General features: G+C 53.8%; 22 protein-coding genes. 17 read left to right on the top strand and 5 right to left on the bottom strand.

Going from position 1 to position 22,375, the window contains the following annotated elements:
• The first annotated feature begins 214 nt into the window (after nt 1–214).
• Entirely contained in the window at nt 215–1,891 is a 1,677-nt protein-coding gene (locus ES815_RS15845; RefSeq protein ID WP_142488677.1) for a ShlB/FhaC/HecB family hemolysin secretion/activation protein, read from the top strand.
• Nucleotides 1,892–1,958: 67 nt separating this feature from the next.
• Nucleotides 1,959–3,746: a filamentous hemagglutinin N-terminal domain-containing protein gene (locus ES815_RS15840; protein WP_142488676.1), complete on the top strand. Its 1,788-nt coding sequence runs from the start codon at nt 1,959–1,961 to the stop codon at nt 3,744–3,746.
• Between the two features lie 76 nt (nt 3,747–3,822).
• Here ES815_RS15840 and ES815_RS15835 read toward each other — a convergent pair whose 3' ends face one another.
• Nucleotides 3,823–4,305 carry a zinc ribbon-containing protein gene (locus ES815_RS15835; protein WP_142488675.1) on the bottom strand — a complete coding sequence of 161 codons (483 nt, stop codon included), beginning with the start codon at nt 4,303–4,305 and terminating at the stop codon, nt 3,823–3,825.
• A 213-nt stretch (nt 4,306–4,518) separates the two neighbouring features.
• Here ES815_RS15835 and leuS point away from each other — a divergent pair, with 213 nt between their 5' ends.
• From leuS to lipA, 14 genes are all read left to right on the top strand, one after another.
• On the top strand, nt 4,519–7,101 hold the full coding sequence (gene leuS / locus ES815_RS15830; RefSeq protein WP_142488674.1) for a leucine--tRNA ligase: 2,583 nt from the start codon (nt 4,519–4,521) through the stop codon (nt 7,099–7,101).
• 14 nt (nt 7,102–7,115) lie between these two features.
• On the top strand, nt 7,116–7,694 hold the full coding sequence (gene lptE / locus ES815_RS15825) for an LPS assembly lipoprotein LptE (RefSeq protein ID WP_142488673.1): 579 nt from the start codon (nt 7,116–7,118) through the stop codon (nt 7,692–7,694).
• Nucleotides 7,694–8,725, top strand: coding sequence for a DNA polymerase III subunit delta (holA, locus tag ES815_RS15820; RefSeq protein WP_142488672.1), 1,032 nt, complete (start codon nt 7,694–7,696; stop codon nt 8,723–8,725). Before lptE ends, holA begins: the two co-directional genes overlap by 1 nt.
• Nucleotides 8,726–8,728: 3 nt before the next feature.
• Nucleotides 8,729–9,382, top strand: coding sequence for a nicotinate-nucleotide adenylyltransferase (nadD, locus tag ES815_RS15815; protein ID WP_142488671.1), 654 nt, complete (start codon nt 8,729–8,731; stop codon nt 9,380–9,382).
• Nucleotides 9,383–9,652: 270 nt separating this feature from the next.
• Nucleotides 9,653–9,970, top strand: a complete 318-nt coding sequence (gene rsfS / locus ES815_RS15810; protein WP_032617029.1) for a ribosome silencing factor — start codon at nt 9,653–9,655, stop codon at nt 9,968–9,970.
• A 3-nt stretch (nt 9,971–9,973) separates the two neighbouring features.
• A complete protein-coding gene (gene rlmH, locus ES815_RS15805; RefSeq protein WP_003858701.1) occupies nt 9,974–10,441 on the top strand; it encodes a 23S rRNA (pseudouridine(1915)-N(3))-methyltransferase RlmH in 468 nt (155 codons plus the stop codon).
• 30 nt (nt 10,442–10,471) lie between these two features.
• Complete coding sequence (gene mrdA / locus ES815_RS15800; RefSeq protein ID WP_142488670.1) at nt 10,472–12,373, top strand: peptidoglycan DD-transpeptidase MrdA; 1,902 nt, start codon at nt 10,472–10,474, stop codon at nt 12,371–12,373.
• Nucleotides 12,374–12,375: 2 nt separating this feature from the next.
• Nucleotides 12,376–13,488, top strand: coding sequence for a peptidoglycan glycosyltransferase MrdB (gene mrdB / locus ES815_RS15795; protein WP_032617027.1), 1,113 nt, complete (start codon nt 12,376–12,378; stop codon nt 13,486–13,488).
• Nucleotides 13,489–13,498: 10 nt separating this feature from the next.
• Entirely contained in the window at nt 13,499–14,620 is a 1,122-nt protein-coding gene (rlpA, locus tag ES815_RS15790; RefSeq protein ID WP_142488669.1) for an endolytic peptidoglycan transglycosylase RlpA, read from the top strand.
• 139 nt (nt 14,621–14,759) lie between these two features.
• On the top strand, nt 14,760–15,971 hold the full coding sequence (gene dacA, locus ES815_RS15785) for a D-alanyl-D-alanine carboxypeptidase DacA (protein WP_142488668.1): 1,212 nt from the start codon (nt 14,760–14,762) through the stop codon (nt 15,969–15,971).
• A gap of 107 nt (nt 15,972–16,078) precedes the next feature.
• Nucleotides 16,079–16,342, top strand: coding sequence for a DUF493 family protein YbeD (gene ybeD, locus ES815_RS15780; protein ID WP_003022706.1), 264 nt, complete (start codon nt 16,079–16,081; stop codon nt 16,340–16,342).
• Nucleotides 16,343–16,434: 92 nt separating this feature from the next.
• Entirely contained in the window at nt 16,435–17,076 is a 642-nt protein-coding gene (gene lipB, locus ES815_RS15775) for a lipoyl(octanoyl) transferase LipB (protein WP_142488667.1), read from the top strand.
• A 302-nt stretch (nt 17,077–17,378) separates the two neighbouring features.
• On the top strand, nt 17,379–18,332 hold the full coding sequence (locus ES815_RS15770) for a YbeF family transcriptional regulator (protein WP_142488666.1): 954 nt from the start codon (nt 17,379–17,381) through the stop codon (nt 18,330–18,332).
• Nucleotides 18,333–18,539: 207 nt separating this feature from the next.
• Nucleotides 18,540–19,505: a lipoyl synthase gene (gene lipA, locus ES815_RS15765; RefSeq protein ID WP_142488665.1), complete on the top strand. Its 966-nt coding sequence runs from the start codon at nt 18,540–18,542 to the stop codon at nt 19,503–19,505.
• A gap of 85 nt (nt 19,506–19,590) precedes the next feature.
• Here the strand turns inward: lipA and tatE are convergent, their stop codons facing one another.
• Together tatE and ES815_RS15755 are read right to left on the bottom strand one after the other, a co-directional pair.
• Nucleotides 19,591–19,791 carry a twin-arginine translocase subunit TatE gene (gene tatE, locus ES815_RS15760; protein ID WP_142488664.1) on the bottom strand — a complete coding sequence of 67 codons (201 nt, stop codon included), beginning with the start codon at nt 19,789–19,791 and terminating at the stop codon, nt 19,591–19,593.
• A 126-nt stretch (nt 19,792–19,917) separates the two neighbouring features.
• Nucleotides 19,918–20,706 (bottom strand): deaminated glutathione amidase, encoded by a 789-nt coding sequence (locus ES815_RS15755; protein ID WP_142488663.1) that lies wholly within the window; start codon nt 20,704–20,706, stop codon nt 19,918–19,920.
• Nucleotides 20,707–20,772: 66 nt separating this feature from the next.
• On the opposite strand from ES815_RS15755, the gene crcB reads away from it, so the two are divergent.
• Nucleotides 20,773–21,156 (top strand): fluoride efflux transporter CrcB, encoded by a 384-nt coding sequence (gene crcB, locus ES815_RS15750; protein WP_039031372.1) that lies wholly within the window; start codon nt 20,773–20,775, stop codon nt 21,154–21,156.
• A 220-nt stretch (nt 21,157–21,376) separates the two neighbouring features.
• Here crcB and cspE read toward each other — a convergent pair whose 3' ends face one another.
• Nucleotides 21,377–21,586, bottom strand: a complete 210-nt coding sequence (gene cspE / locus ES815_RS15745) for a transcription antiterminator/RNA stability regulator CspE (RefSeq protein WP_002439184.1) — start codon at nt 21,584–21,586, stop codon at nt 21,377–21,379.
• Between the two features lie 190 nt (nt 21,587–21,776).
• Complete coding sequence (gene pagP / locus ES815_RS15740; RefSeq protein WP_409518837.1) at nt 21,777–22,280, bottom strand: lipid IV(A) palmitoyltransferase PagP; 504 nt, start codon at nt 22,278–22,280, stop codon at nt 21,777–21,779.
• Nucleotides 22,281–22,375 lie beyond the last annotated feature (95 nt).

The following is a 22,375-nucleotide window of genomic DNA, read 5'->3' as shown; positions in this document are numbered from 1 at the left end:
GCTTTTCGTTAACCTTTCACCCTATCCCCCCTGGTTCTTCTCCGTCAAGTTTGCCCGGGCTATTTACTTATTCTTAAGATAGTTTTTATTGTTCAAATTAACGCTGTCGCGTTAATGTGGCGGCGCTGCATCTGTTTACATTTTGAGAAGGATATTCATATGTTCAGAAGCAGAGATGATAACCTGCCCAATGAAACAAAATGGATATTGCTTCATGTCAATCAGTAACAGCGGCTTGATTGCCGGTTGTATTATTTTTATTACGCTTTGTCATAATGCTAATGCCAGCACGGCGCATCCTGTTAGCAACCAGGCTGAACAGGATCGGGCTCGTGAAGCCTCGCTTACTCCCCAGCAACAACAATATCAGCCCTCTCAGATTAATTCCGCAGAGGAGAAAATAATTTTTCCCGAAGAGAATAACTGTAAATACATCAACGAAATTAATGTTGAGTCAGAGAATAATGAACTGACTCAGCGACTGCTGAAAAAAATAATCTTTCAGGCGAAATCAAAATGTCTTGGGATTGAAGGGATCCGTTTACTGGCCCGCACAATGCAAAATGAATTAATTGCCAAAGGGTATATTACCTCGCTCATTGATGTTCCCTCTCAGTCCCTGGATAATGGCATATTACGGCTGACCCTGACCTATGGAAAAATTGGTCACATCGCCTATTCCGCCGATGAACCGGTGACAAGAACCACATTGTGGAATTCGCTGCCCTTTTCCCGCGACGATATTCTGCGCCTGCCCGACCTCGAACAGGGAATGGCAAACCTGCAACGTCTCCCGGGATCCTCTGCCCATATGCAACTGGTACCCGGGCAAAACTTCAGCGAAACAGACATCCGTCTGACCCGAAAAATGGGAAAGCCCTGGCAGGTTAGCGCATGGCTGAATGATGCGGGCAGCCGGTCCAGTGGGCGTTATCTGGGCGGCGGTGCGCTCTACCTGTATGACATGGCGTCGCTCAATGACATTCTGTACGTTGCGGGCGGCGGCGACGTTGAGTTCAACCAGCACAATGAAGGTAATAAAAATAGCAGTATTTATTACTCCATCCCCTTTGGCTACTGGAATCTGAGCCTGTACGCTGCGCAGAGCGAGTATCTTCAGCAGTTTCGGGGACGGTGGTCTACAACGGATTATGAGAGTAAAAATCGCTACTACAGCGCGACCGTGACGCGCTTGCTCACACACACCCGCACGCAGAAAACCAGCCTCGATGCGAAAATTTTCAAAAATCGTTCACGTTACTATTTTGGCGGCAGCGAACTTCGCGTTATGCGCAAGCAAAACCCGGCCTGGGATGTCACGCTTCGCCACCAGCGCTACTTTGCCAATAAAGTCGTTGAGGCCTCGGTGGGCATGCAAAACAGATTGCCCTGGCTAAGCTCCTCAGCCACTCCAGAAGAAAAAGCGGGCTTGTATGATAAGCAAGCGCGTGTGCTGCATGCCGAACTCCAGGCTTATATGAAATTTGCGGCGACGGGTGATTCATTTACCTATGCTCCACAAATCAGTGCGCAGTTCAGTCCGGACCTGTTATCTACGGATAATAAAATGAATATTGGCAACCGCTGGACCATACGTGGCTTCGATGGCGAAAGGACATTGTCCGGTAACCAGGGCTGGTACTGGCGTAACGATTTCATCTGGGATATTCCGTCGACCAGTCAACAATTTTATACCGGTCTGGACATTGGCAGGCTGACGGGAAGTGAACAATATAATCAGGGAAAAGTATTATCCGGGGCCGTTGCAGGATTGCGTGGAGAAAAATTCTCAACGCAATATGATATTTTTATCGGTACACCAGTAATAAAACCAGATGCGTTTCATTCGCAGGCATTCAATATGGGCTTTTCATTGCAGTGGAGGTATTAACACTAATCAAATCATTCAACTTCTTTCAATACCGTTACAGATTCGTATTATTTAAAGGAATAAATTAATGTTTAAATTCAAACTTTCTTATGTTGCATTTGCAACCGCGTTAACGTCTTCATTTGTCTATGCCGACCCCACGATTTATACTCACCAGACGGGTAGGCAAATTATCGATATTGAGGCACCAAACGCTGCCGGGGTATCGCATAATATGTATCGCGAATTTAATGTTGGCAGCAAGGGGATGATACTCAACAACAACGGCAGTAATTATACCCATAATACGTTGGGCAATATCGCTAAAAATAACAACCTGACCAACGGCAGTGCGTCAGTGATCTTAAATGAAGTCATCTCCAACAAATCCAGTTCATTGCAGGGCTTTATTGAAGTCGGTGGGCAAAAAGCCGATGTGGTTATCGCTAACCCAAACGGTATCACCTGCTCAGGCTGCAGCTTCATCAACACCAACAAAGCCGTTCTGACGACCGGCAAAGTGAACTTTAGCGATACCGGCGCCATCAGCAGCTATGACGTGACTGGCGGCAACATTACCATCGGTAAGGATGGAATGGACGCGGCGAATAACTATGCGGTAATTCTGGCCGATGCCATCAATATCAACGGTACCATCACTGCCGCCAACGCCATTATTGGCGGGGGTAATTTTACTTTTGACAACAGCACAGGAAAACTGACCTCTCACCAAAAATCGGCCAGCCTGAAGCACCTTCTGATGCCGGAGTACAGCATCGATATCAGCATGCTGGGTGGAGTGAAAGCAAACAGCATCACCATGATCGGCAATAATTTGGGCTTTGGCGTACGCAATAAAGGTGCGATTATCGCCAATTCTACCCTCGCGATGAGCAGCAATGGCTCCCTGATTAACGAAGGCCAAATCGTTGGCAAAGGTTTCGTGACCCAGATGGTTTCCGCTGGGGAACTGAATAATTCAGGCACCATTTCCACCAAAAACATCGCCATGCTCAATACCCTGAGCAATCTTGTTAACACTGGCGAGATCAGCAACACCGGGTCAATGGCCGTTTCTGCCTCCGGTAACATGGAAAATAAAGGGACAATCCATGCAGCCCAGTCCCTGGCAGTGAACACCGGCGGCAATCTGACTACCGCTTATGGCTCCTGGTTAGGTTCGGATAACCAGGCCTCGGTCAACGTACTTGGCAATGTCGACCACGGCGGTTCTCTGCGTGCGCAAAATACGTCCGTCAGTTTCGGCGGCGACACGCTTAAAGTCACCGGCGATATTTATGGTTACACCACTGCACAAGTTCAGGCAGCGAAAAATGGCAGTCTGACGTCAGGTGAAATTACTAACGCCGGTATCATCTCTGGTAACGATATCGCACTGGCCACCAACGGCAGCCTGATTACAGACTATGGAAGCATGCTGGAAGTGGGTAAGTCCTTAACCGCTCATAGCCACTGGCTGAGCAATGGTGGCAGCATTCGTGGAAATAGTGCCGACATGAACTTCGATAACTATGTCACCACCAATACCGGTAATATCATCGGCGGGACGTTGAATATTCTGACCCAGAAAGACCTGCTCAACACCGGGCTGCTTGAATCGAAGGGCGACCTGACCATCAACACGCAAAACCAGGGCAAGATTACTAACCAGGGCACCATGAAAGCGGCCCAGACGATGACGCTGGACGCGACGCAGGTAGTAAATGGAGGTTACAAATGTGGTTTCCTCAACTTAAAAACCTGTGGAGCTGGCAGCCTGTCCGCCAATAAGTTGGTTCTGAACTCTAAGCAGAAATACGCCAACAATATGGGCGGCTCACAGGCCTTTAAAGCGACTGAAATTAATACTAAATAGCGCGCAACAGAAACCGGCACAGCGCATTCACCGTGCCGGTTCAGATAACGCTGGCGGCAGCTACGCCAGCGTTATTTCAGGGCTCAAAGGGGCGACGCTGGAACTGATCGTGCCCGCACTTCGGGCAGGCCGGCAGGACATCCGGCGTATAGATCGCCAGATGAAAATGGCAATTCTCGCAAACCAGATTACCCAGCCCAACCACTTCTCCACTGTGATACACCCCATGATGATTGAGATCCTGGAATACCTCGCGCCACTCCAGCTGCGTTTTATCGGTGATATCCGCCAGCTCCTGCCACAGACTCTCCTTAATCACCCGCATAAAGACGCTGTCGGCGACCTCATCCTGACTCTCTTCGTAGCTGCGGGCGAACTCTTCCAGATCGCGGCGCACCGCCCGGGTCACCTCTTCCACTTCAGTACGTGTTAACTCACCCGTCTGCGTCACCCTCAGGCGCGCCTGCTCGACGAGCGCATCAATATCACGCTCACCATTACGCAGACGTTCGGTTAATGTGGCGACCAGTTCACGGTAAAATTGAGCAACCTTGTTCATCATTTGCCTCCTGGGTAAGTAACTCTCTCTAATGATAGACCTTATTTGCGCCCCGCTTTGTCAGGTCATCCACACTCTGCGTAAATTCCTGCAAGGCGCTTTTGAGGTAAAGGCTGTTTTGACGCGGGCGTTTGGGCTATGCTATGCGGATCTGAATTACCACATCCATTGGCTACGTTTGTAGCTGTATTGAACACAGGACCACTGGCTGCCATGCAAGAGCAATACCGCCCGGAAGAGATAGAATCGAAAGTCCAGCAACACTGGGACGAGAAGCGCACTTTTGAAGTCACCGAAGACGAGAGCAAAGAGAAGTATTACTGCCTGTCGATGCTTCCCTATCCTTCTGGCCGACTACACATGGGCCACGTGCGTAACTACACCATCGGTGATGTGATCGCCCGCTATCAGCGCATGCTGGGTAAAAACGTCCTGCAGCCGATCGGCTGGGATGCGTTCGGCCTGCCAGCTGAAGGCGCTGCGGTAAAAAACAACACCGCACCGGCGCCATGGACCTACGACAACATCGCCTACATGAAAAACCAGCTCAAGATGCTGGGCTTTGGCTATGACTGGAGCCGCGAGCTGGCGACCTGCACCCCGGAATACTACCGCTGGGAGCAGAAGTTCTTCACCGAACTGTACAAAAAAGGGCTGGTCTACAAGAAGACCTCCGCCGTTAACTGGTGCCCGAACGATCAGACCGTTCTCGCGAACGAACAGGTTATCGACGGCTGCTGCTGGCGCTGCGACACCAAGGTTGAGCGTAAAGAGATCCCGCAGTGGTTTATCAAAATCACCGCTTACGCTGACGAACTGCTGAGCGATCTGGATAATCTGGATCACTGGCCAGATACCGTGAAAACCATGCAGCGCAACTGGATCGGCCGTTCTGAAGGGGTGGAAATCACCTTCAACGTTGAGAACTACGATCAGAAACTGACCGTTTACACCACCCGCCCGGACACCTTTATGGGTGCGACCTATCTGGCCGTGGCCGCAGGTCACCCGCTGGCGCAGAAAGCGGCAGAGAACAATCCGGAACTGGCTGCCTTCATCGACGAATGCCGCAACACCAAAATGGCCGAAGCCGATATGGCGACCATGGAGAAGAAAGGCGTTGCTACCGGTTTCTACGCCACGCACCCGCTGACCGGCGAAGCGATCCCGGTCTGGGCAGCCAACTTCGTACTGATGGAGTACGGTACGGGCGCGGTGATGGCCGTTCCGGGTCACGATCAGCGCGACTACGAATTTGCCACCAAATACAGCCTGGCGATCAAACCGGTTATCCTCGCGGCAGACGGCTCTGAGCCGGACCTGTCCGAACAGGCGCTGACCGAAAAAGGCACCCTGTTCAACTCTGGCGAATTCAGCGGCCTGAGCTTCGAAGAGGGCTTTAACGCTATTGCTGACAAACTGGCCGCACTGGGCGTTGGCGAGCGTAAAGTTAACTACCGTCTGCGCGACTGGGGCGTTTCCCGTCAGCGTTACTGGGGCGCGCCAATCCCGATGGTCACCCTGGAAGATGGCACCGTTCTGCCAACCCCGGAAGATCAGCTCCCGGTGATCCTGCCGGAAGACGTGGTTATGGACGGCATCACCAGCCCGATCAAAGCCGATCCTGAGTGGGCGAAGACCACCGTGAACGGCATGCCTGCGCTGCGTGAAACCGACACCTTCGACACCTTTATGGAGTCCTCCTGGTACTACGCGCGCTATACCTGTCCGCAGTATCAGGAAGGCATGCTGGATTCCGATGCAGCAAACTACTGGCTGCCGGTCGACATCTACATCGGCGGGATCGAACACGCCATCATGCACCTGCTCTACTTCCGCTTCTTCCACAAGCTGATGCGCGATGCGGGCCTGGTGAACTCTGACGAGCCAGCCAAACAGCTGCTGTGTCAGGGTATGGTGCTGGCGGATGCGTTCTACTATGTGGGCGTGAACGGCGAGCGTAACTGGGTCTCTCCGGTTGATGCCATCGTTGAGCGCGACGAGAAAGGCCGTATCGTTAAGGCGAAAGATGCCGCAGGTCACGAGCTGGTGTATACCGGCATGAGCAAAATGTCGAAGTCCAAAAACAACGGCATTGACCCGCAGGTGATGGTTGAGCGTTACGGTGCCGATACCGTGCGTCTGTTCATGATGTTTGCCTCCCCGGCAGACATGACTCTCGAGTGGCAGGAGTCCGGCGTTGAAGGCGCTAACCGCTTCCTGAAGCGTGTCTGGAAGCTGGTTTACGAGCACACTTCTCAGGGCGAAGCACCGGCACTGGATACCGCAGCACTGACTGAAGATCAGCAGGCGCTACGCCGTGATGTTCATAAAACTATTGCTAAAGTGACCGATGATATTGGTCGCCGTCAGACCTTCAATACCGCAATTGCGGCTATTATGGAATTGATGAACAAGCTGGCGAAAGCCCCGCAGGAAGGCGAGCAGGATCGTGCCTTAATGCGTGAAGCGCTGCTGGCGGTTGTCCGTATGCTGAACCCGTTCACCCCTCACGCCAGCTTTACCCTGTGGCAGGAGCTGAATGGCGAAGGCGATATCGACAATGCACCGTGGCCGGTGGCGGATGAATCCGCAATGGTGGAAAACACCACCCTGGTCGTCGTTCAGGTCAACGGCAAAGTTCGCGGTAAAATCACTGTTCCGGTTGATGCAACCGAAGAGCAGGTCCGCGAGCGTGCTGGCCAGGAACATCTGGTGGCGAAGTATCTCGATGGCGTTACCGTACGTAAAGTGATCTACGTGCCCGGTAAACTGCTGAACCTGGTCGTTGGCTAAGCGCGGGAGGAAGCGTGCGACAACTGGCAACATTACTGTTATCGCTGGCGGTGTTGGTCACCGCCAGCTGTGGCTGGCACCTGCGCAATACCACACAGGTGCCGGAACAGATGAAAACGATGATTTTCGATTCGGGCGATCCAAATGGTCCGCTGAGCCGTGCCATTCGTAACCAGCTGCGTCTTAACGGCGTTGACCTGATCGAAAAAGGAACGCTGCGCCAGGATATACCGTCATTCCGCGTATTAAGCTCGACCCTGAGCCAGGATACCGCCTCCATCTTCCAGGATGGTCGTACTGCGGAATACCAGATGGTGATGGAAGTCCACGCCGCGGTTCTGATTCCGGGTAGCGATATTTACCCTATCAGCACCAAGGTCTACCGTTCGTTCTTCGATAACCCGCAGACTGCACTGGCGAAAGATGCTGAGCAGAGCATTATCATTAACGAAATGTATGACAAGGCAGCGGAGCAGCTGATCCGTAAGCTGCCGAGCGTCCATACCGCTGAAAAAGAGAATGACCTTAAAGCTCAGCTTGGTGCTCAGCCAACGGCATCCTCACCTCGCGTCTCCACGACGCTGGGTCAGTAATGCTCAGGTTGTACCCTGAACAACTCCGCGCGCAGCTCAATGAAGGGCTGCGCGCGGCGTATCTGCTTCTCGGAAACGATCCGTTGCTGTTGCAGGAAAGCCAGGACGCCGTACGTCAGCTTGCGGCCACCCAGGGCTTTGACGAGCACCACAGTTTCACTCTGGATAACAGCACCGACTGGCAGGAGATTTTCTCCCTCTGCCAGGCAATGAGTCTGTTTGCCGCCCGGCAAACCCTGCTTATTCAGTTACCTGAAAACGGCCCCAATGCCGCTATCAACGAACAGCTAGCCACGCTGGTGAGCCTGCTGCACGGCGATCTTCTGTTGATTGTTCGCGGCAACAAGCTGACCAAAGCCCAGGAGAATGCCGCCTGGTTTACGGCGCTGGCAAACCATTCGGTGCTGGTGACCTGTCAGACCCCGGAACAAGCGCACCTGCCCAAATGGGTCGCGGCCCGGGCTAAACAGCGCAATCTGGAGCTGGATGATGCTGCCAACCAACTGCTCTGTTACTGCTACGAAGGTAATCTGCTGGCCCTTGCCCAGGCGCTGGAGCGTCTGTCTCTGCTCTGGCCGGATGGCAAACTGACCCTGCCGCGCGTCGAGCAGGCGGTTAACGACGCGGCCCACTTCACCCCTTTCCACTGGGTCGATGCCCTGCTTTCTGCGAAGAGCAAGCGCGCCCTGCATATTCTGCAACAGCTGCGTCTTGAAGGCAGTGAGCCGGTAATTCTCCTGAGAACCCTGCAGCGTGAACTGCTGCTGCTGCTGACCCTGAAACGTCAGTCAGCGCATACTCCTCTGCGTGCGCTGTTTGATAAACACCGGGTCTGGCAGAACCGTCGCGGTATGACCACCGAGGCCCTGAATCGCCTGAGTCCGGAACAGCTGCGCCAGGCCGTTCAGCTGCTGATGCGTACCGAGCTGACCCTGAAGCAGGATTACGGTCAGTCGATCTGGTCAGAGCTGGAAAGTCTTTCGCTGTTGCTGTGCCACAAGGCGCTGGCCGATATTTTTATAGAGGGGTAAAAGATGCACTCTCTACAAGCCCTGTTTGGCGGCACCTTTGACCCGATCCACTACGGGCATCTGAAACCGGTCGAGATTCTGGCGAACCAGATTGGCCTGCAATGCGTCACTATTATGCCGAACAACGTGCCGCCGCACCGCCCGCAGCCCGAGGCCAGCCCTGCACAACGCAAAGAGATGCTGGCGTTGGCGATTGCCGATAAGCCGCTGTTTCGCCTTGATGAACGCGAGCTGCGCCGGGATACCCCGTCGTATACCGCCGAAACGCTGCAGGCGTGGCGCGCCGAACAGGGGCCGGAGACCCCCCTGGCATTTATCATCGGCCAGGACTCGCTGCTTAACTTCCCGGGCTGGTATCAATATCAGACGATCCTCGATAACAGCCATCTGATCGTCTGTCGTCGCCCGGGCTATTCCCTGATGATGAAAGAGGAGCAGCATCAGCAGTGGCTGGAGCAGCACCTGACGCACCAGGTTGAGGATCTGCATAGCCTGCCGGCCGGTAAAATTTACCTGGCGGAAACGCCGTGGTTTGATATTTCGGCCACGCTGATCCGCCAGCGTCTGCAGCAGGGGCTCCCCTGCGATGAGATGTTGCCCGCTGCGGTGCTGCGTTACATTCAACAGCAAGGTCTGTATCAGAAAAGCAGCAACTGACCGGGCGGCGGGAGAAAAAGCGCGCCATTCGCGCTCTCGCCATTGACACCCCCGTCCAGGCTGATATCCTCCGCTGCCAGACTTCCCGCCAGCACTGTTTTACAAAAACTGTTTTACAAAAATGGCGATGCAATCTCCGGCATAGGGTGGGATGATACCCGCCTTCGCAGGCCCGTCCGGTGACATTTGTCCCGACACTGCGGCCAGTTCAGGTATACTGTCTGGCTACGAATTTACAGTTATTCAATCTCACTCTCCCAGGGGGAAAACTTGCAGGGTAAAGCACTCCAGGATTTTGTTATCGACAAAATTGATGACCTGAAAGGTCAGGACATCATCGCCATCGACGTTCAGGGCAAATCAAGCATCACCGATTGCATGATTATCTGCACCGGTACCTCCACTCGCCACGTTGCGTCCATCGCTGACCATGTGGTTCAGGAATCCCGCGCTGCCGGTATGCTGCCGCTGGGCGTAGAAGGGGAAGCGACCGCTGACTGGGTCGTCGTTGACCTTGGCGATGTGATTGTCCACGTCATGCAGGAAGAGAGCCGTCGCCTGTATGAGCTGGAAAAACTCTGGGGTTAATGCGTGAAGCTGCAACTGGTAGCCGTCGGCACAAAAATGCCCGACTGGGTACAAACGGGGTTTACTGAATATCTGCGTCGTTTTCCGAAAGACATGCCGTTTGAGCTGGTGGAGATCCCCGCCGGTAAACGCGGCAAAAACGCAGATATCAAACGCATTCTCGATAAAGAGGGTGAACTGATGCTGGCTGCCGCAGGCAAAAACCGCATCGTCACGCTCGATATTCCGGGCAAGCCCTGGGATACACCGCAGCTGGCGCATGAACTGGAGCGCTGGAAGCAGGACGGTCGCGACGTCAGCCTGTTAATCGGCGGTCCGGAGGGGTTATCTCCCGCCTGCAAAGCGGCAGCAGAACAGAGTTGGTCTCTCTCCGCGCTGACGCTCCCCCACCCGCTGGTTCGGGTGTTGGTTGCTGAAAGTCTCTATCGCGCGTGGAGCATCACGACTAACCATCCTTATCACCGTGAGTAATGATGACGTCCTGGATAAATTAAGCAGCGGATGAAACTACAGAATTCTTTTCGCGACTATACGGCTGAGTCCGCGCTGTTTGTGCGCCGGGCGCTCGTCGCCTTTTTGGGGATTTTGCTGCTGACTGGCGTACTGATCGCCAACCTCTATAATCTGCAGATTGTCCGTTTTACCGATTACCAGACCCGCTCCAACGAAAACCGCATCAAACTCGTCCCCATCGCCCCAAGCCGCGGCATTATCTACGATCGCAACGGTACGCCACTGGCGCTGAACCGCACGATCTATCAGATTGAAATGATGCCGGAAAAGGTCGATAACGTGCAGGATACGCTCGAAGCGCTACGCAGCGTGGTCGATCTGAATGACGACGATATTGCCACCTTCAAAAAAGAGCGCTCCCGCTCGCATCGCTTTACGTCGATCCCGGTTAAAACCAACCTCACCGAAGTACAGGTGGCCCGTTTCGCCGTAAACCAGTACCGCTTTCCCGGTGTGGAAGTCAAAGGCTACAAGCGCCGCTTCTACCCGTACGGCTCTGCCCTGACGCACGTCATCGGCTACGTCTCAAAAATCAACGATAAAGACGTCGACAGGCTGGACAAAGACGGCAAGCTCGCCAACTACGCGGCGACGCATGATATTGGCAAGCTGGGCATTGAGCGCTATTACGAAGATATACTCCACGGTCAGACCGGGTACGAAGAGGTTGAAGTTAACAACCGCGGCCGGGTTATCCGTCAGCTGAAAGAGGTGCCGCCGCAGGCCGGGCATGACATCTATCTGACCCTGGATCTCAAACTCCAGCAGTATGTTGAAACCCTGCTGGCAGGCAGCCGTGCGGCGGTGATTGTGACCGACCCACGCACCGGCAGCATTCTGGCGCTGGTCTCCACCCCGAGCTACGACCCGAACCTGTTCGTGGATGGCATCTCCAGTAAAGATTATTCGGGCCTGCTCAACGACCCCAACACGCCGCTGATCAACCGCGCAACCCAGGGCGTCTATCCGCCGGCATCGACGGTTAAGCCTTATGTGGCAGTTTCCGCGCTGAGCGCCGGGGTGATCACCCGCAATACCGGTCTCTTCGATCCGGGCTGGTGGCAGTTGCCCGGCTCAGAAAAACGCTACCGCGACTGGAAGAAGTGGGGTCACGGCCATCTGAACGTCACTAAATCGCTGGAGGAGTCGGCGGATACCTTCTTCTACCAGGTCGCCTATGACATGGGCATCGACCGTCTGTCCGAGTGGATGGGCAAATTTGGTTATGGTCACTATACCGGTATCGACCTGTCAGAAGAGCGTTCCGGCAACATGCCCACCCGCGAATGGAAGCTGAAACGCTTTAAGAAGCCCTGGTACCAGGGTGACACCATTCCGGTGGGGATCGGCCAGGGCTACTGGACCGCAACGCCGATTCAGATGAGCAAAGCGCTGATGATCCTTATCAACGATGGGGTGGTAAAAGTGCCACACCTGCTGATGAGCACCGTCGAAGACGGCAAAAAAGTGCCGTGGTCGCAGCCGCACGAGCCGCCGGTGGGCGATATCCACTCCGGTTACTGGGAAATTGCCAAAGACGGGATGTACGGCGTAGCCAACCGCGCAAACGGTACGGCGCATAAATACTTTGCTGGCGCACCCTATAAAATTGCGGCGAAATCCGGTACCGCGCAGGTCTTTGGCCTGAAAGCGAACGAAACCTATAACGCGCATAAAATTGCTGAACGTCTGCGTGACCATAAGCTGATGATTGCGTTTGCTCCATACGATAACCCGCAGGTCGCCGTGTCGATTATTCTGGAAAACGGCGGTGCAGGCCCGGCGGTCGGTACCATCATGCGCCAGATCCTTGACCACATCATGCTGGGTGATAACAACACTGACTTGCCGAGTGAAAGCCCGGCTGCCGCCGGCGCGGAGGACCAATAATCGTGACGGATAATCCGAATAAAAAATCGCTGTGGGACAAGATCCACATCGACCCGGCCATGCTGCTAATCCTGCTGGCGCTGCTGGTCTATAGTGCCCTGGTCATCTGGAGCGCCAGCGGCCAGGATCTCGGCATGACGGAACGCAAAATCGGCCAGATCACCATGGGTCTGGTGGTGATGGTGGTGATGGCGCAGATCCCTCCACGGGTCTACGAGGGCTGGGCGCCCTATCTCTATATTTTTTGTATCATTCTGCTGGTGGCGGTGGATGCGTTTGGCGCTATCTCAAAAGGCGCGCAGCGCTGGCTGGACCTCGGTATCGTGCGTTTTCAGCCCTCAGAGATTGCGAAAATCGCCGTTCCCCTGATGGTGGCTCGCTTCATAAACCGTGACGTTTGCCCACCGTCGTTGAAAAACACCGCTATCGCGCTGGTGCTGATCTTCCTGCCTACGCTGCTTGTCGCCGCACAGCCGGATCTCGGCACCTCAATTCTGATCGCCCTCTCCGGCCTGTTTGTTCTGTTCCTCTCCGGGCTGAGCTGGCGGCTTATCGGCATTGCGGTGGTACTGGTTGCCGCCTTTATCCCGATCCTGTGGTTCTTCCTGATGCACGATTATCAGCGCCAGCGCGTGATGATGTTGCTCGATCCGGAGAGCGACCCGCTCGGGGCAGGCTATCATATTATACAGTCGAAGATTGCGATCGGCTCTGGTGGCCTGCGCGGCAAGGGCTGGCTGCACGGCACCCAGTCGCAGCTTGAATTTCTGCCCGAACGCCACACCGACTTTATCTTCGCGGTTCTGGCGGAAGAGTTAGGGCTGGTGGGGATATTGATCCTGCTTGCGCTGTATCTGCTGTTAATCATGCGCGGGTTGTGGATAGCCGCCCGGGCGCAAACCACCTTTGGCCGGGTGATGGCCGGTGGCTTGATGTTGATTTTATTCGTTTATGTTTTCGTAAATATTGGTATGGTGAGCGGTATTCTGCCGGTGGTAGGCGTACCGCTTCCGCTGGTGAGTTACGGAGGCTCGGCCCTGATCGTTCTGATGGCCGGGTTCGGGATCGTGATGTCGATCCACACACACAGAAAAATGTTGTCAAAAAGCGTATAAGGGGCACGCAATGCGTAAGCAGTGGTCTGGGATCTGCATCGCAGTGAGTTTACTGGCAGCCTGTACAAGTGACGACGGTCAGCAGCAAGCTGCCGTCGCACCGGCGCAGCCGGCAGTATGTAATGGTCCGGTGGTTGAGATCAGCGGAGCCGATCCGCGTTTTGAACCGCTGAGCGCCACCGCTAATCAGGATTACGAACGCGACGGTAAAAGCTACAAAATCGTTCAGGATCTCTCCCGATTCAGTCAGGCAGGCCTGGCGGCTATTTATGATGCCGAACCGGGAAGCAACCTGACCGCCAGCGGCGAAGCGTTCGACCCGATGCAGCTCACCGCTGCGCACCCGACTCTGCCGATCCCGAGCTATGCGCGTATCACCAACCTGGCGAATGGCCGGATGATCGTGGTGCGTATCAACGATCGTGGCCCTTACGGCAACGATCGCGCGATCTCGCTGTCGCGCGCCGCGGCCGACCGCCTGAATACCTCCAATAACACCAAAGTGCGCATCGACCCGATTATTGTTGCTCAGGACGGTTCGCTCTCGGGTCCGGGTATGGCCTGTACCACCGTGGCAAAACAGACTTACGCCCTGCCCGCGCGTCCCGATCTGAGCAGCGGTATGGGTGGTGCATCGTCCGTTTCCGAACCTGCGCCGCAGGGTGACGTGCGTCCCATCAGTAACGACACGCTGAAAAGCGAAGACAGCATGGGCGCGCCGGTCAGCAGTAGCGGCTTCCTTGGCGCGCCGACCACGCTCGCCTCTGGGGTGCTGGAAGGCAGCGAACCGCCTGCGCCTCAGCCGGTTGTCACTGCGCCAGTGAACCAGACGGCGCCGGTCACAGCCCCTGTTTCGGCCCCAACTCAGGCACCGGTGACGGCGCCCGTTTCTGCACCAGCCCAGGCCGGCGGCTACGTCGTGCAGGTTGGCGCGGTCAGCGATCGGGCTCGTGCCCAGCAGTATCAGCAACGCCTCGGTCAACAGTTCGGCGTGCCGGGCCGCGTTGAGCAAAATGGCGCGGTATGGCGTATTCAGCTAGGTCCGTTTGCCAGCAAATCTGAAGCAGCAGCGCTGCAGCAGCGTCTGCAGAATGAGGCGCAGTTACAGTCGTTTATCACTGTTGCGAAATGATTAATCAGCGGTATCCGAATTGTCAGTATTTGTCATGTTGATTCACACTCTCATGCTGAAAGTCGGATGCCTGCCTGTATAGCATTTGCTATAGTAAGGCACTTTTTTTAATTCCATCACGGATGTCGTTGTTCTGACCATGAAGACCACTTTCTCCGCTCGTTTTATGCAGCGCATGGCGCTCACTACGGCGCTTTGCGCAGCCACGCTCTCCGTGGCTCACGCCGATGACCTGAATATCAAGACCATGATCCCGGGCGTTCCGCAGATCGACGCGGAATCCTACATCCTGATCGACTACAACTCCGGCAAAGTATTGGCTGAACAGAACGCTGATGCACGACGCGACCCGGCCAGCCTGACCAAAATGATGACCAGCTACGTCATCGGTCAGGCCATGAAAGCAGGTAAATTCAAAGAAACTGACCTGGTGACCATCGGTAACGATGCATGGGCTACCGGCAACCCGGTGTTTAAGGGCTCATCGTTGATGTTCCTGAAACCAGGCATGCAGGTTCCCGTATCCCAGCTGATCCGTGGTATTAACCTGCAGTCCGGTAACGACGCCTGCGTGGCGATGGCTGATTTTGCTGCGGGCAGCCAGGATGCCTTCGTCGGCCTGATGAACAGCTACGTTTCCGCGCTGGGCCTGAAAAACAGCCACTTCCAGACTGTTCACGGCCTGGATGCTGATGGTCAGTACAGCTCTGCACGCGATATGGCCCTGATTGGCCAGGCGCTGATCCGTGACGTGCCAAACGAATACACCATCTATAAAGAGAAAGAGTTTACCTTTAACGGTATTCGTCAGACCAACCGCAACGGCCTGCTGTGGGATAACAGCCTGAACGTTGACGGCATCAAAACGGGTCACACCGATAAAGCCGGTTACAACCTGGTAGCCTCTGCCACCGAAGGTCAGATGCGTCTGATCTCAGCGGTTATGGGCGGTCGTACCTTCAAAGGGCGTGAAACCGAGAGCAAGAAGCTGCTGACCTGGGGCTTCCGCTTCTTCGAAACAGTGAATCCACTGAAAGCGGGTAAAGAGTTCGCCTCTGAGCCGGTATGGTTTGGGGATAACGATCGCGCCTCCCTGGGCGTCGATAAAGATCTCTACCTGACTATCCCACGTGGCCGCATGAAAGATCTGAAGGCCAGCTATGTGCTGAACGCCAGCGAGCTGCACGCCCCGCTGCAGAAAAACCAGGTCGTGGGCACCATCAACTTCCAGCTTGATGGCAAAACTATCGATCAGCGCCCACTGGTGGTGCTGGATGAAATCCCGGAAGGCAATTTCTTCGGCAAAATCATTGATTACATTAAATTGATGTTCCATCACTGGTTTGGTTAAGAATTGAACACTTGAAAGTGTGATTTCCGTCCCCATATACTATGTAACCTGATAACTCCCACCCAACGTGGGAGTTATTCTTTTTTTGACGTACTGCCGGAGCTCACATGAAAACCAAACTTAACGAACTGCTTGAATTCCCTACTCCTTTTACTTACAAAGTAATGGGGCAGGCGTTGCCTGAGCTGGTTGATCAGGTGGTTGAAGTGGTACAGCGCCACGCGCCAGGCGACTACTCTCCGACGGTGAAACCAAGCAGCAAAGGCAACTACCACTCCGTGTCTATCACCATCACGGCGACGCATATTGAACAAGTCGAGACGCTGTACGAAGAGCTCGGTAATATCGATATCGTACGTATGGTGCTGTAACGCCTTTCGGTTACCCGCATGGCCGGGTAACCTGTTTCCCCTCTGTGATATACTCCCCGCTACAGTTTGTCCCTTCGTTCGGAGATATCGTTTTGTATCAGGATACTATTCTCGTCCGCCAGCTTGGGCTCCAGCCCTATGAACCTGTCTCCCAGGCTATGCATGAATTCACCGACACGCGCGACGAGAACACGCTGGATGAGATCTGGCTGGTAGAACATCCCCCGGTGTTTACCCAGGGCCAGGCCGGAAAAGCAGAGCATCTGCTGATGCCTGGCGATATCCCGGTGATCCAGAGCGATCGTGGCGGGCAAATCACCTACCACGGCCCGGGCCAACAGGTGATGTATGTCCTGCTCAACCTGAAGCGCAGAAAGCTCGGCGTACGCGAGCTGGTAACGCTGCTTGAACAGACGGTAGTCAATACGCTGGCCGAATTTGATATTGATGCGCACCCGCGCGCGGATGCGCCCGGCGTCTATGTTGGCGAAATGAAAATATGCTCTCTCGGTCTGCGTATTCGCAAAGGGTGCTCTTTTCACGGTCTTGCTTTAAATATCAATATGGATCTTTCGCCTTTCCAGCGCATCAATCCTTGCGGTTATGCCGGGATGGAAATGGCACAAATGCGTCAGTGGGTAGAGAACATTACCCCGGAAATTGCATGCCCTCATTTGGTTAATGCTTTTTTAGCCCTGCTAAACAATCCACCCCATAAATATATTCCTGCTTAATTACTGCCTCCCGTTGGCTCATTATTTGATGGGCCATTCTTATTTGAAGGCTTTTACGCTTTACATCAATGCCTGGTTTCTATATTTTCAAAAAGACCGTAACGCGCCTGCGTATAAGCATTTATCTATTGTCTGCTCCGGCATGGCCAACCGACTGGCACGGATCACGCCTGCGCAAATATTAGACAACCCAATGATTTTACTTAAAAAGATTAACCCTCGAAAGCAGTTTATCCATAACAATAAGCACATTATTTAAATTCAACTATTATTTATATTGTGAATGAAAAGGGAGGAATAGCGTGGATAATAATAATTCTTCAGAAAAGCGCTTGAGTGAACCAGGCATTGAAGCAAAACCACAAATTTTTCGGACTTTACGCAATATTGATCTCAACTTATTGACGATTTTTGAGGCGGTGTATGTTCACAAAGGGATCGTTAATGCTGCGAAAATTCTTAATCTCACTCCCTCGGCAATAAGCCAGTCCATACAAAAATTACGGACAATTTTCCCGGACCCGTTATTCATTCGCAAAGGCCAGGGCGTGACGCCAACCGCCTACGCCACGCATCTGCACGAATACATCAGCCAGGGCCTGGAGTCGATTCTCGGGGCGCTGGATTTAACCGGCAGCTACGATAAGCAGCGCACTATCACTATTGGTACCACCCCGACCGTGGGCGCGCTGGTTCTGCCGCCGATTTACCAGGCCGTAAAGACGCATGCGCCACACCTGATGCTGCGTAATATTTCGGTCCATGACGCCGAGACGCAGCTGGGTCAGTTCCAGACCGACCTGATTGTCGACAGTAACGCCCTTAATGCCCGCGCCCTGAGCCACAACGTACTCTTCGCTGACAGGCTACTGTTGATCTGCCGTAAACACCATCCAGCCCTGAGCCAGGCCGCCACGGTTGAAAATCTGCAGCACTACGAGCAAACGTTGCTGATGCTGGAAGGACAAAACCTGAATGGCCTGCGGCAACGCATTAACGATATTTTCCCGGAAAAGCAGGTCAACTTCAGCAGTTACAATCTTTTTACGATTGCCGCCCTGATCGGCAGCAGCGATCTGATTGGTATCATCCCGGAGCGCCTGTTTAACCTGGTACGCCACTGCTGGCCGCTGGAGCAGATCCCCTTCGCCCCACTCAATGCAGAATGCGTTGAAATCTCGCTGTATTACAACAAGCTGAGCCTGCGTGACCCTGTGCTGGAAAACCTGATCAACGTTATCCGCCAGGCCTTCTGAAAAGGGGTTATCCCCTGCAAAGCCGTGCTGCTCCACACAAAAGGCACTAAACAACAACTATTTTACAATTTGGCGACCGGGCAGGCTGCTTTATCGTCCGTATCAATGATATACTGCCTGTCGTTCGTTCAAAAATAGTTGATAAATACAACATTCCCTTGAATTGAAACGCTTTCCTTCGATTTTCGCAACTGGAAGACGCACGCTATGAGTAAACCCATTGTGATGGAACGTGGTGTTAAATACCGCGATGCCGATAAAATGGCCCTAATCCCGGTTAAAAACGTGGCTACGGAGCGCGAAGCGCTGTTAAGAAAACCGGCCTGGATGAAGATCAAACTTCCGGCGGACTCTTCGCGTATTCAGGGAATCAAAGCAGCGATGCGCAAAAACGGCCTTCACTCCGTTTGTGAAGAGGCCTCCTGCCCGAACCTTGCTGAATGTTTTAACCACGGCACCGCGACCTTCATGATCCTCGGCGCGATTTGTACCCGCCGCTGCCCGTTCTGTGACGTTGCCCACGGTCGTCCTGTTACCCCTGACGCTAATGAGCCACAGAAACTGGCACAGACCATTGCTGACATGGCGCTGCGCTATGTGGTTATCACCTCCGTTGACCGCGACGATCTGCGCGACGGCGGTGCACAGCACTTTGCCGACTGTATCTCTGCCATTCGGGAAAAAAGCCCGTCCATTAAAATTGAGACGCTGGTTCCTGACTTCCGTGGCCGTATGGATCGTGCGCTGGATATCCTCAACGCTACCCCGCCGGACGTGTTTAACCACAACCTGGAAAACGTGCCGCGTCTCTATCGTCAGGTTCGTCCGGGTGCCGATTACAACTGGTCGCTGAAACTGCTGGAGCGTTTTAAAGAAGCGCATCCAGAGATCCCAACCAAATCCGGTCTGATGGTCGGTCTGGGTGAAACCAACGAAGAGATCGTTGAAGTGATGCGCGACCTGCGTCGCCACGGCGTCACCATGCTGACGCTGGGCCAGTATCTGCAGCCAAGCCGCCACCACCTGCCGGTCCAGCGCTACGTGAGCCCGGAAGAGTTTGATGAAATGAAAGCCGAAGCGATGGCAATGGGCTTCATCCATGCTGCCTGCGGTCCGTTCGTTCGTTCGTCCTACCATGCCGATATGCAGGCGAAAGGCGAAGAAGTGAAGTAAACCCCGTCACAAAAGTTTACAGTTCACCCATAAAAAAACCGGCCTGAGCCGGTTTTTTTCTATCGCAAGCCATGAGGCGTGGCCGTTACTCTTTGTGCGAGAGTTTCTCAGTGGCGATATCCGCATCGGCTTTCTTCGCCGTGGCGTCATCGTCGTTCATCGCCTTCTTAAAGCCTTTGATGGCAGCACCCAGGTCTCCGCCCAGCGTACGTAATTTCTTGGTACCAAACAGCAGGACAACCAGTGCGGCTACCACCAGCAGTTTGGTAATACTAATCTCACCCATAGATACCTTCTTGACGTAAACAGGCTGCGTTTCGCGCCTAAAAAACCCGACGTTATTAACGGTCATTTGACGCCCGCACACAATAGCAATCTGTAACAAGGTGAATCAAGCGTTGTTTAAAAAACGTCATAATAATTGCGGAGGCGCGAAGCGTCGGTTGCGCAGGACCGGCAGCTGCTGACGCGCCAGGGTAACGCGTTCCCGGCTAATCTCAGCTAACAGCAGCGCCGGCCCCTCAGCTGCAGCCGCAATGGTCACGCCCAGGGGATCGATAATGCGGCTCTGACCAATATTTTTGTTACCGCACTCCCCTGCTGCCACCACATAGCAGGTGGTGTCCAGCGCCCGGGCCGCCAGCAGCGTTGCCCAGTGGTGCTCCTTGAGCGGCCCTCTGACCCACGCCGCTGGCAGGACCAACACGTCCGCCCCCGCCAGCGCCAGGTTCAACGCCATCTCCGGGAAGCGCAAATCGTAGCAGGTCATCAACCCCAGACGAATCCCGTCGATTTCGATTAACGGCGGCACACGCGTTCCCGCATCGACCAGCCGGGATTCCCGGATACTGAACGCATCATAAAGATGCAGCTTGGCGTACTGCTCAACTATCCTGCCGTCACGCAGAGCGACGAGGGTGTTTATTGCCCTGCCTGCAGTTGACGGGACATGCACGGTCAGCACCGTGGTCATCTGGTTCCGGGCACTCTCTGCCATCAGCATCGTTAAAAAGCCGCCGTCCAGCGGCTGGGCCGACTTCACGGACAGGTCGGGATCGTTATCATCGCGGGCCAGTAGCGCTTCAGGCAGTACCAGCAGCGAAGCCCCCTGCGCTGCTGCCTGCGCCATCAGCGACACGCAGGTTTCGGCATTTTTTTGCCAGTTTGCCGTTACTGCAAATTGTCCAACCGCAACGTGCATATTTTCCCCTTACCTCAAACGGCGTTACACTCAGAGTCCTTACACATCAGATAGCAGGTATTGTTCGTGTTTCAACTTCTTTTAGCTGTTTTTATCGGTGGGGGCACAGGAAGCGTGGCGCGCTGGCTGTTGAGCATGCGGTTTAACCCTCTGCACCAGCAGATCCCGTTCGGCACCCTTACGGCCAATCTTCTCGGCGCTTTTATCATTGGGCTGGGTCTGGCGTGGTTCAACCGAATGACCCATATCGATCCTGTCTGGAAAGTCCTTATCACCACCGGCTTTTGCGGCGGGCTGACTACCTTTTCAACGTTCTCCGCAGAGGTGGTGTTTCTGTTGCAGGATGGACGTGCGGCCTGGGCGCTCCTGAACATTGCGGTCAATCTGCTGGGTTCGCTAATGATGACCGCGCTCGCATTTTGGTTAATTTCTGCGGTGAATGCTCACTAAAAGACGCGGGCCTTAATGTTGGCTTAATTTTTCTCAGGCAACCTGTCACCACATACACTGAGGGTGACGCAATGAAAGAGAAAATAACAAATGCGGGGATGTTCGTACTGAGCGTAGCGATTCTTGCCAGCTTTTTGAGACTGTACTTGTTCAGCTGAGCCAAAACGAAAAAAACCCGCTCAGGGAGCGGGTTTTGAAATTCTTGCTGGTCTCGTCTGAATTACAGAGCGATGACGTTAGCAGCAGAAGGGCCTTTGGCACCGTTAGTGATTTCAAACTCAACGCGCTGACCTTCAGCCAGGGTTTTGAAACCATTGCTCTGGATTGCAGAGAAGTGTACGAACACGTCTTTGCTGCCATCTTCCGGAGTAATGAAACCGAATCCTTTGGATTCATTAAACCACTTAACGTTACCTTTAATCTTAGACATCAAAATTACCTTTACATGAAAATTGGACACAAATGCTGTGTCGGGTATCAGTACAACAATTGTGAGCGGTTTTGTCCAGCGCCTTTTTGAAGAAAAGTGACAAAAGTCGCGTTAATTTTTGCCCCCCAATTTTTATCCTTTACGATTCAACAAGTGGCTATTAAATCACCGCTACGTAAAGTTTTTTCAGTTAAAACTGGAAGCGCATCCAGGCGAAGTAGACGTTGCCGTTGTTATAGGTGCCCGGGATATAGGTCATCTGGAAAGTGGCCGGGCCGTACCCTACCGAGGCCAGCGGCAAGACCAGCGGAACGGGGATGTAATTCCAGTTATCGCGCGCCGTGACGGCGGCGGTAAAGCCAAGGCCCAGATGGAAATTATCATCTGCCAGCGGTCGCCAGATTTTCTCCCAGCCGTAGCCCGCAATAGGCTCCCATTTATTGTAAGAGTCTTTAAACGCCATCGCGTAAAGGCCATGCCAGTTGCCTTTTTCATCCCAGCGTGACTGACCAAAGCCCGCGCCCCACGGCCGCTCATTGTAGCGATCGGTCTTCTCCTTGTCGTACGCGAAGCGGGCATGCCAGGTAATCGCTGGCACGTAGAGATCGTAATGTTGAGGTTCTTCCCAGGTTTCAATCATATCGTTGTGGATAGTTTTGACCCAGGCTCTGAGAGGAGGAACGTCTTTAGCCATTGCCATAGTTGAAAAAGTCAACTGAGCAAAAATAAAAGAAAAAACAAGGAAAGACTTATTAACAACTGTCACGATCTTATTAACATTTTCATATT

Origin of the sequence: Leclercia adecarboxylata, from assembly GCF_006874705.1 — a bacterium.
Taxonomy (GTDB): Bacteria; Pseudomonadota; Gammaproteobacteria; order Enterobacterales; family Enterobacteriaceae; genus Enterobacter; species Enterobacter adecarboxylatus_C.
This window is presented reverse-complemented; position numbering and strand designations above follow the sequence as displayed.

Bases quoted from the DNA above. Each gene is read 5' to 3' on its own strand.
- ES815_RS15845 (WP_142488677.1), top strand. From the start codon at position 215: ATGTCAATCAGTAACAGCGGCTTGATTGCCGGTTGTATTATTTTTATT.
- ES815_RS15840 (WP_142488676.1), top strand. From the start codon at position 1,959: ATGTTTAAATTCAAACTTTCTTATGTTGCATTTGCAACCGCGTTAACG.
- ES815_RS15835 (WP_142488675.1), bottom strand. From the start codon at position 4,305: ATGAACAAGGTTGCTCAATTTTACCGTGAACTGGTCGCCACATTAACC.
- leuS (WP_142488674.1), top strand. From the start codon at position 4,519: ATGCAAGAGCAATACCGCCCGGAAGAGATAGAATCGAAAGTCCAGCAA.
- holA (WP_142488672.1), top strand. From the start codon at position 7,694: ATGCTCAGGTTGTACCCTGAACAACTCCGCGCGCAGCTCAATGAAGGG.
- nadD (WP_142488671.1), top strand. From the start codon at position 8,729: ATGCACTCTCTACAAGCCCTGTTTGGCGGCACCTTTGACCCGATCCAC.
- mrdA (WP_142488670.1), top strand. From the start codon at position 10,472: ATGAAACTACAGAATTCTTTTCGCGACTATACGGCTGAGTCCGCGCTG.
- rlpA (WP_142488669.1), top strand. From the start codon at position 13,499: ATGCGTAAGCAGTGGTCTGGGATCTGCATCGCAGTGAGTTTACTGGCA.
- dacA (WP_142488668.1), top strand. From the start codon at position 14,760: ATGAAGACCACTTTCTCCGCTCGTTTTATGCAGCGCATGGCGCTCACT.
- ybeD (WP_003022706.1), top strand. From the start codon at position 16,079: ATGAAAACCAAACTTAACGAACTGCTTGAATTCCCTACTCCTTTTACT.
- lipA (WP_142488665.1), top strand. From the start codon at position 18,540: ATGAGTAAACCCATTGTGATGGAACGTGGTGTTAAATACCGCGATGCC.
- tatE (WP_142488664.1), bottom strand. From the start codon at position 19,791: ATGGGTGAGATTAGTATTACCAAACTGCTGGTGGTAGCCGCACTGGTT.
- ES815_RS15755 (WP_142488663.1), bottom strand. From the start codon at position 20,706: ATGCACGTTGCGGTTGGACAATTTGCAGTAACGGCAAACTGGCAAAAA.
- cspE (WP_002439184.1), bottom strand. From the start codon at position 21,586: ATGTCTAAGATTAAAGGTAACGTTAAGTGGTTTAATGAATCCAAAGGA.
- pagP (WP_409518837.1), bottom strand. From the start codon at position 22,280: ATGGCTAAAGACGTTCCTCCTCTCAGAGCCTGGGTCAAAACTATCCAC.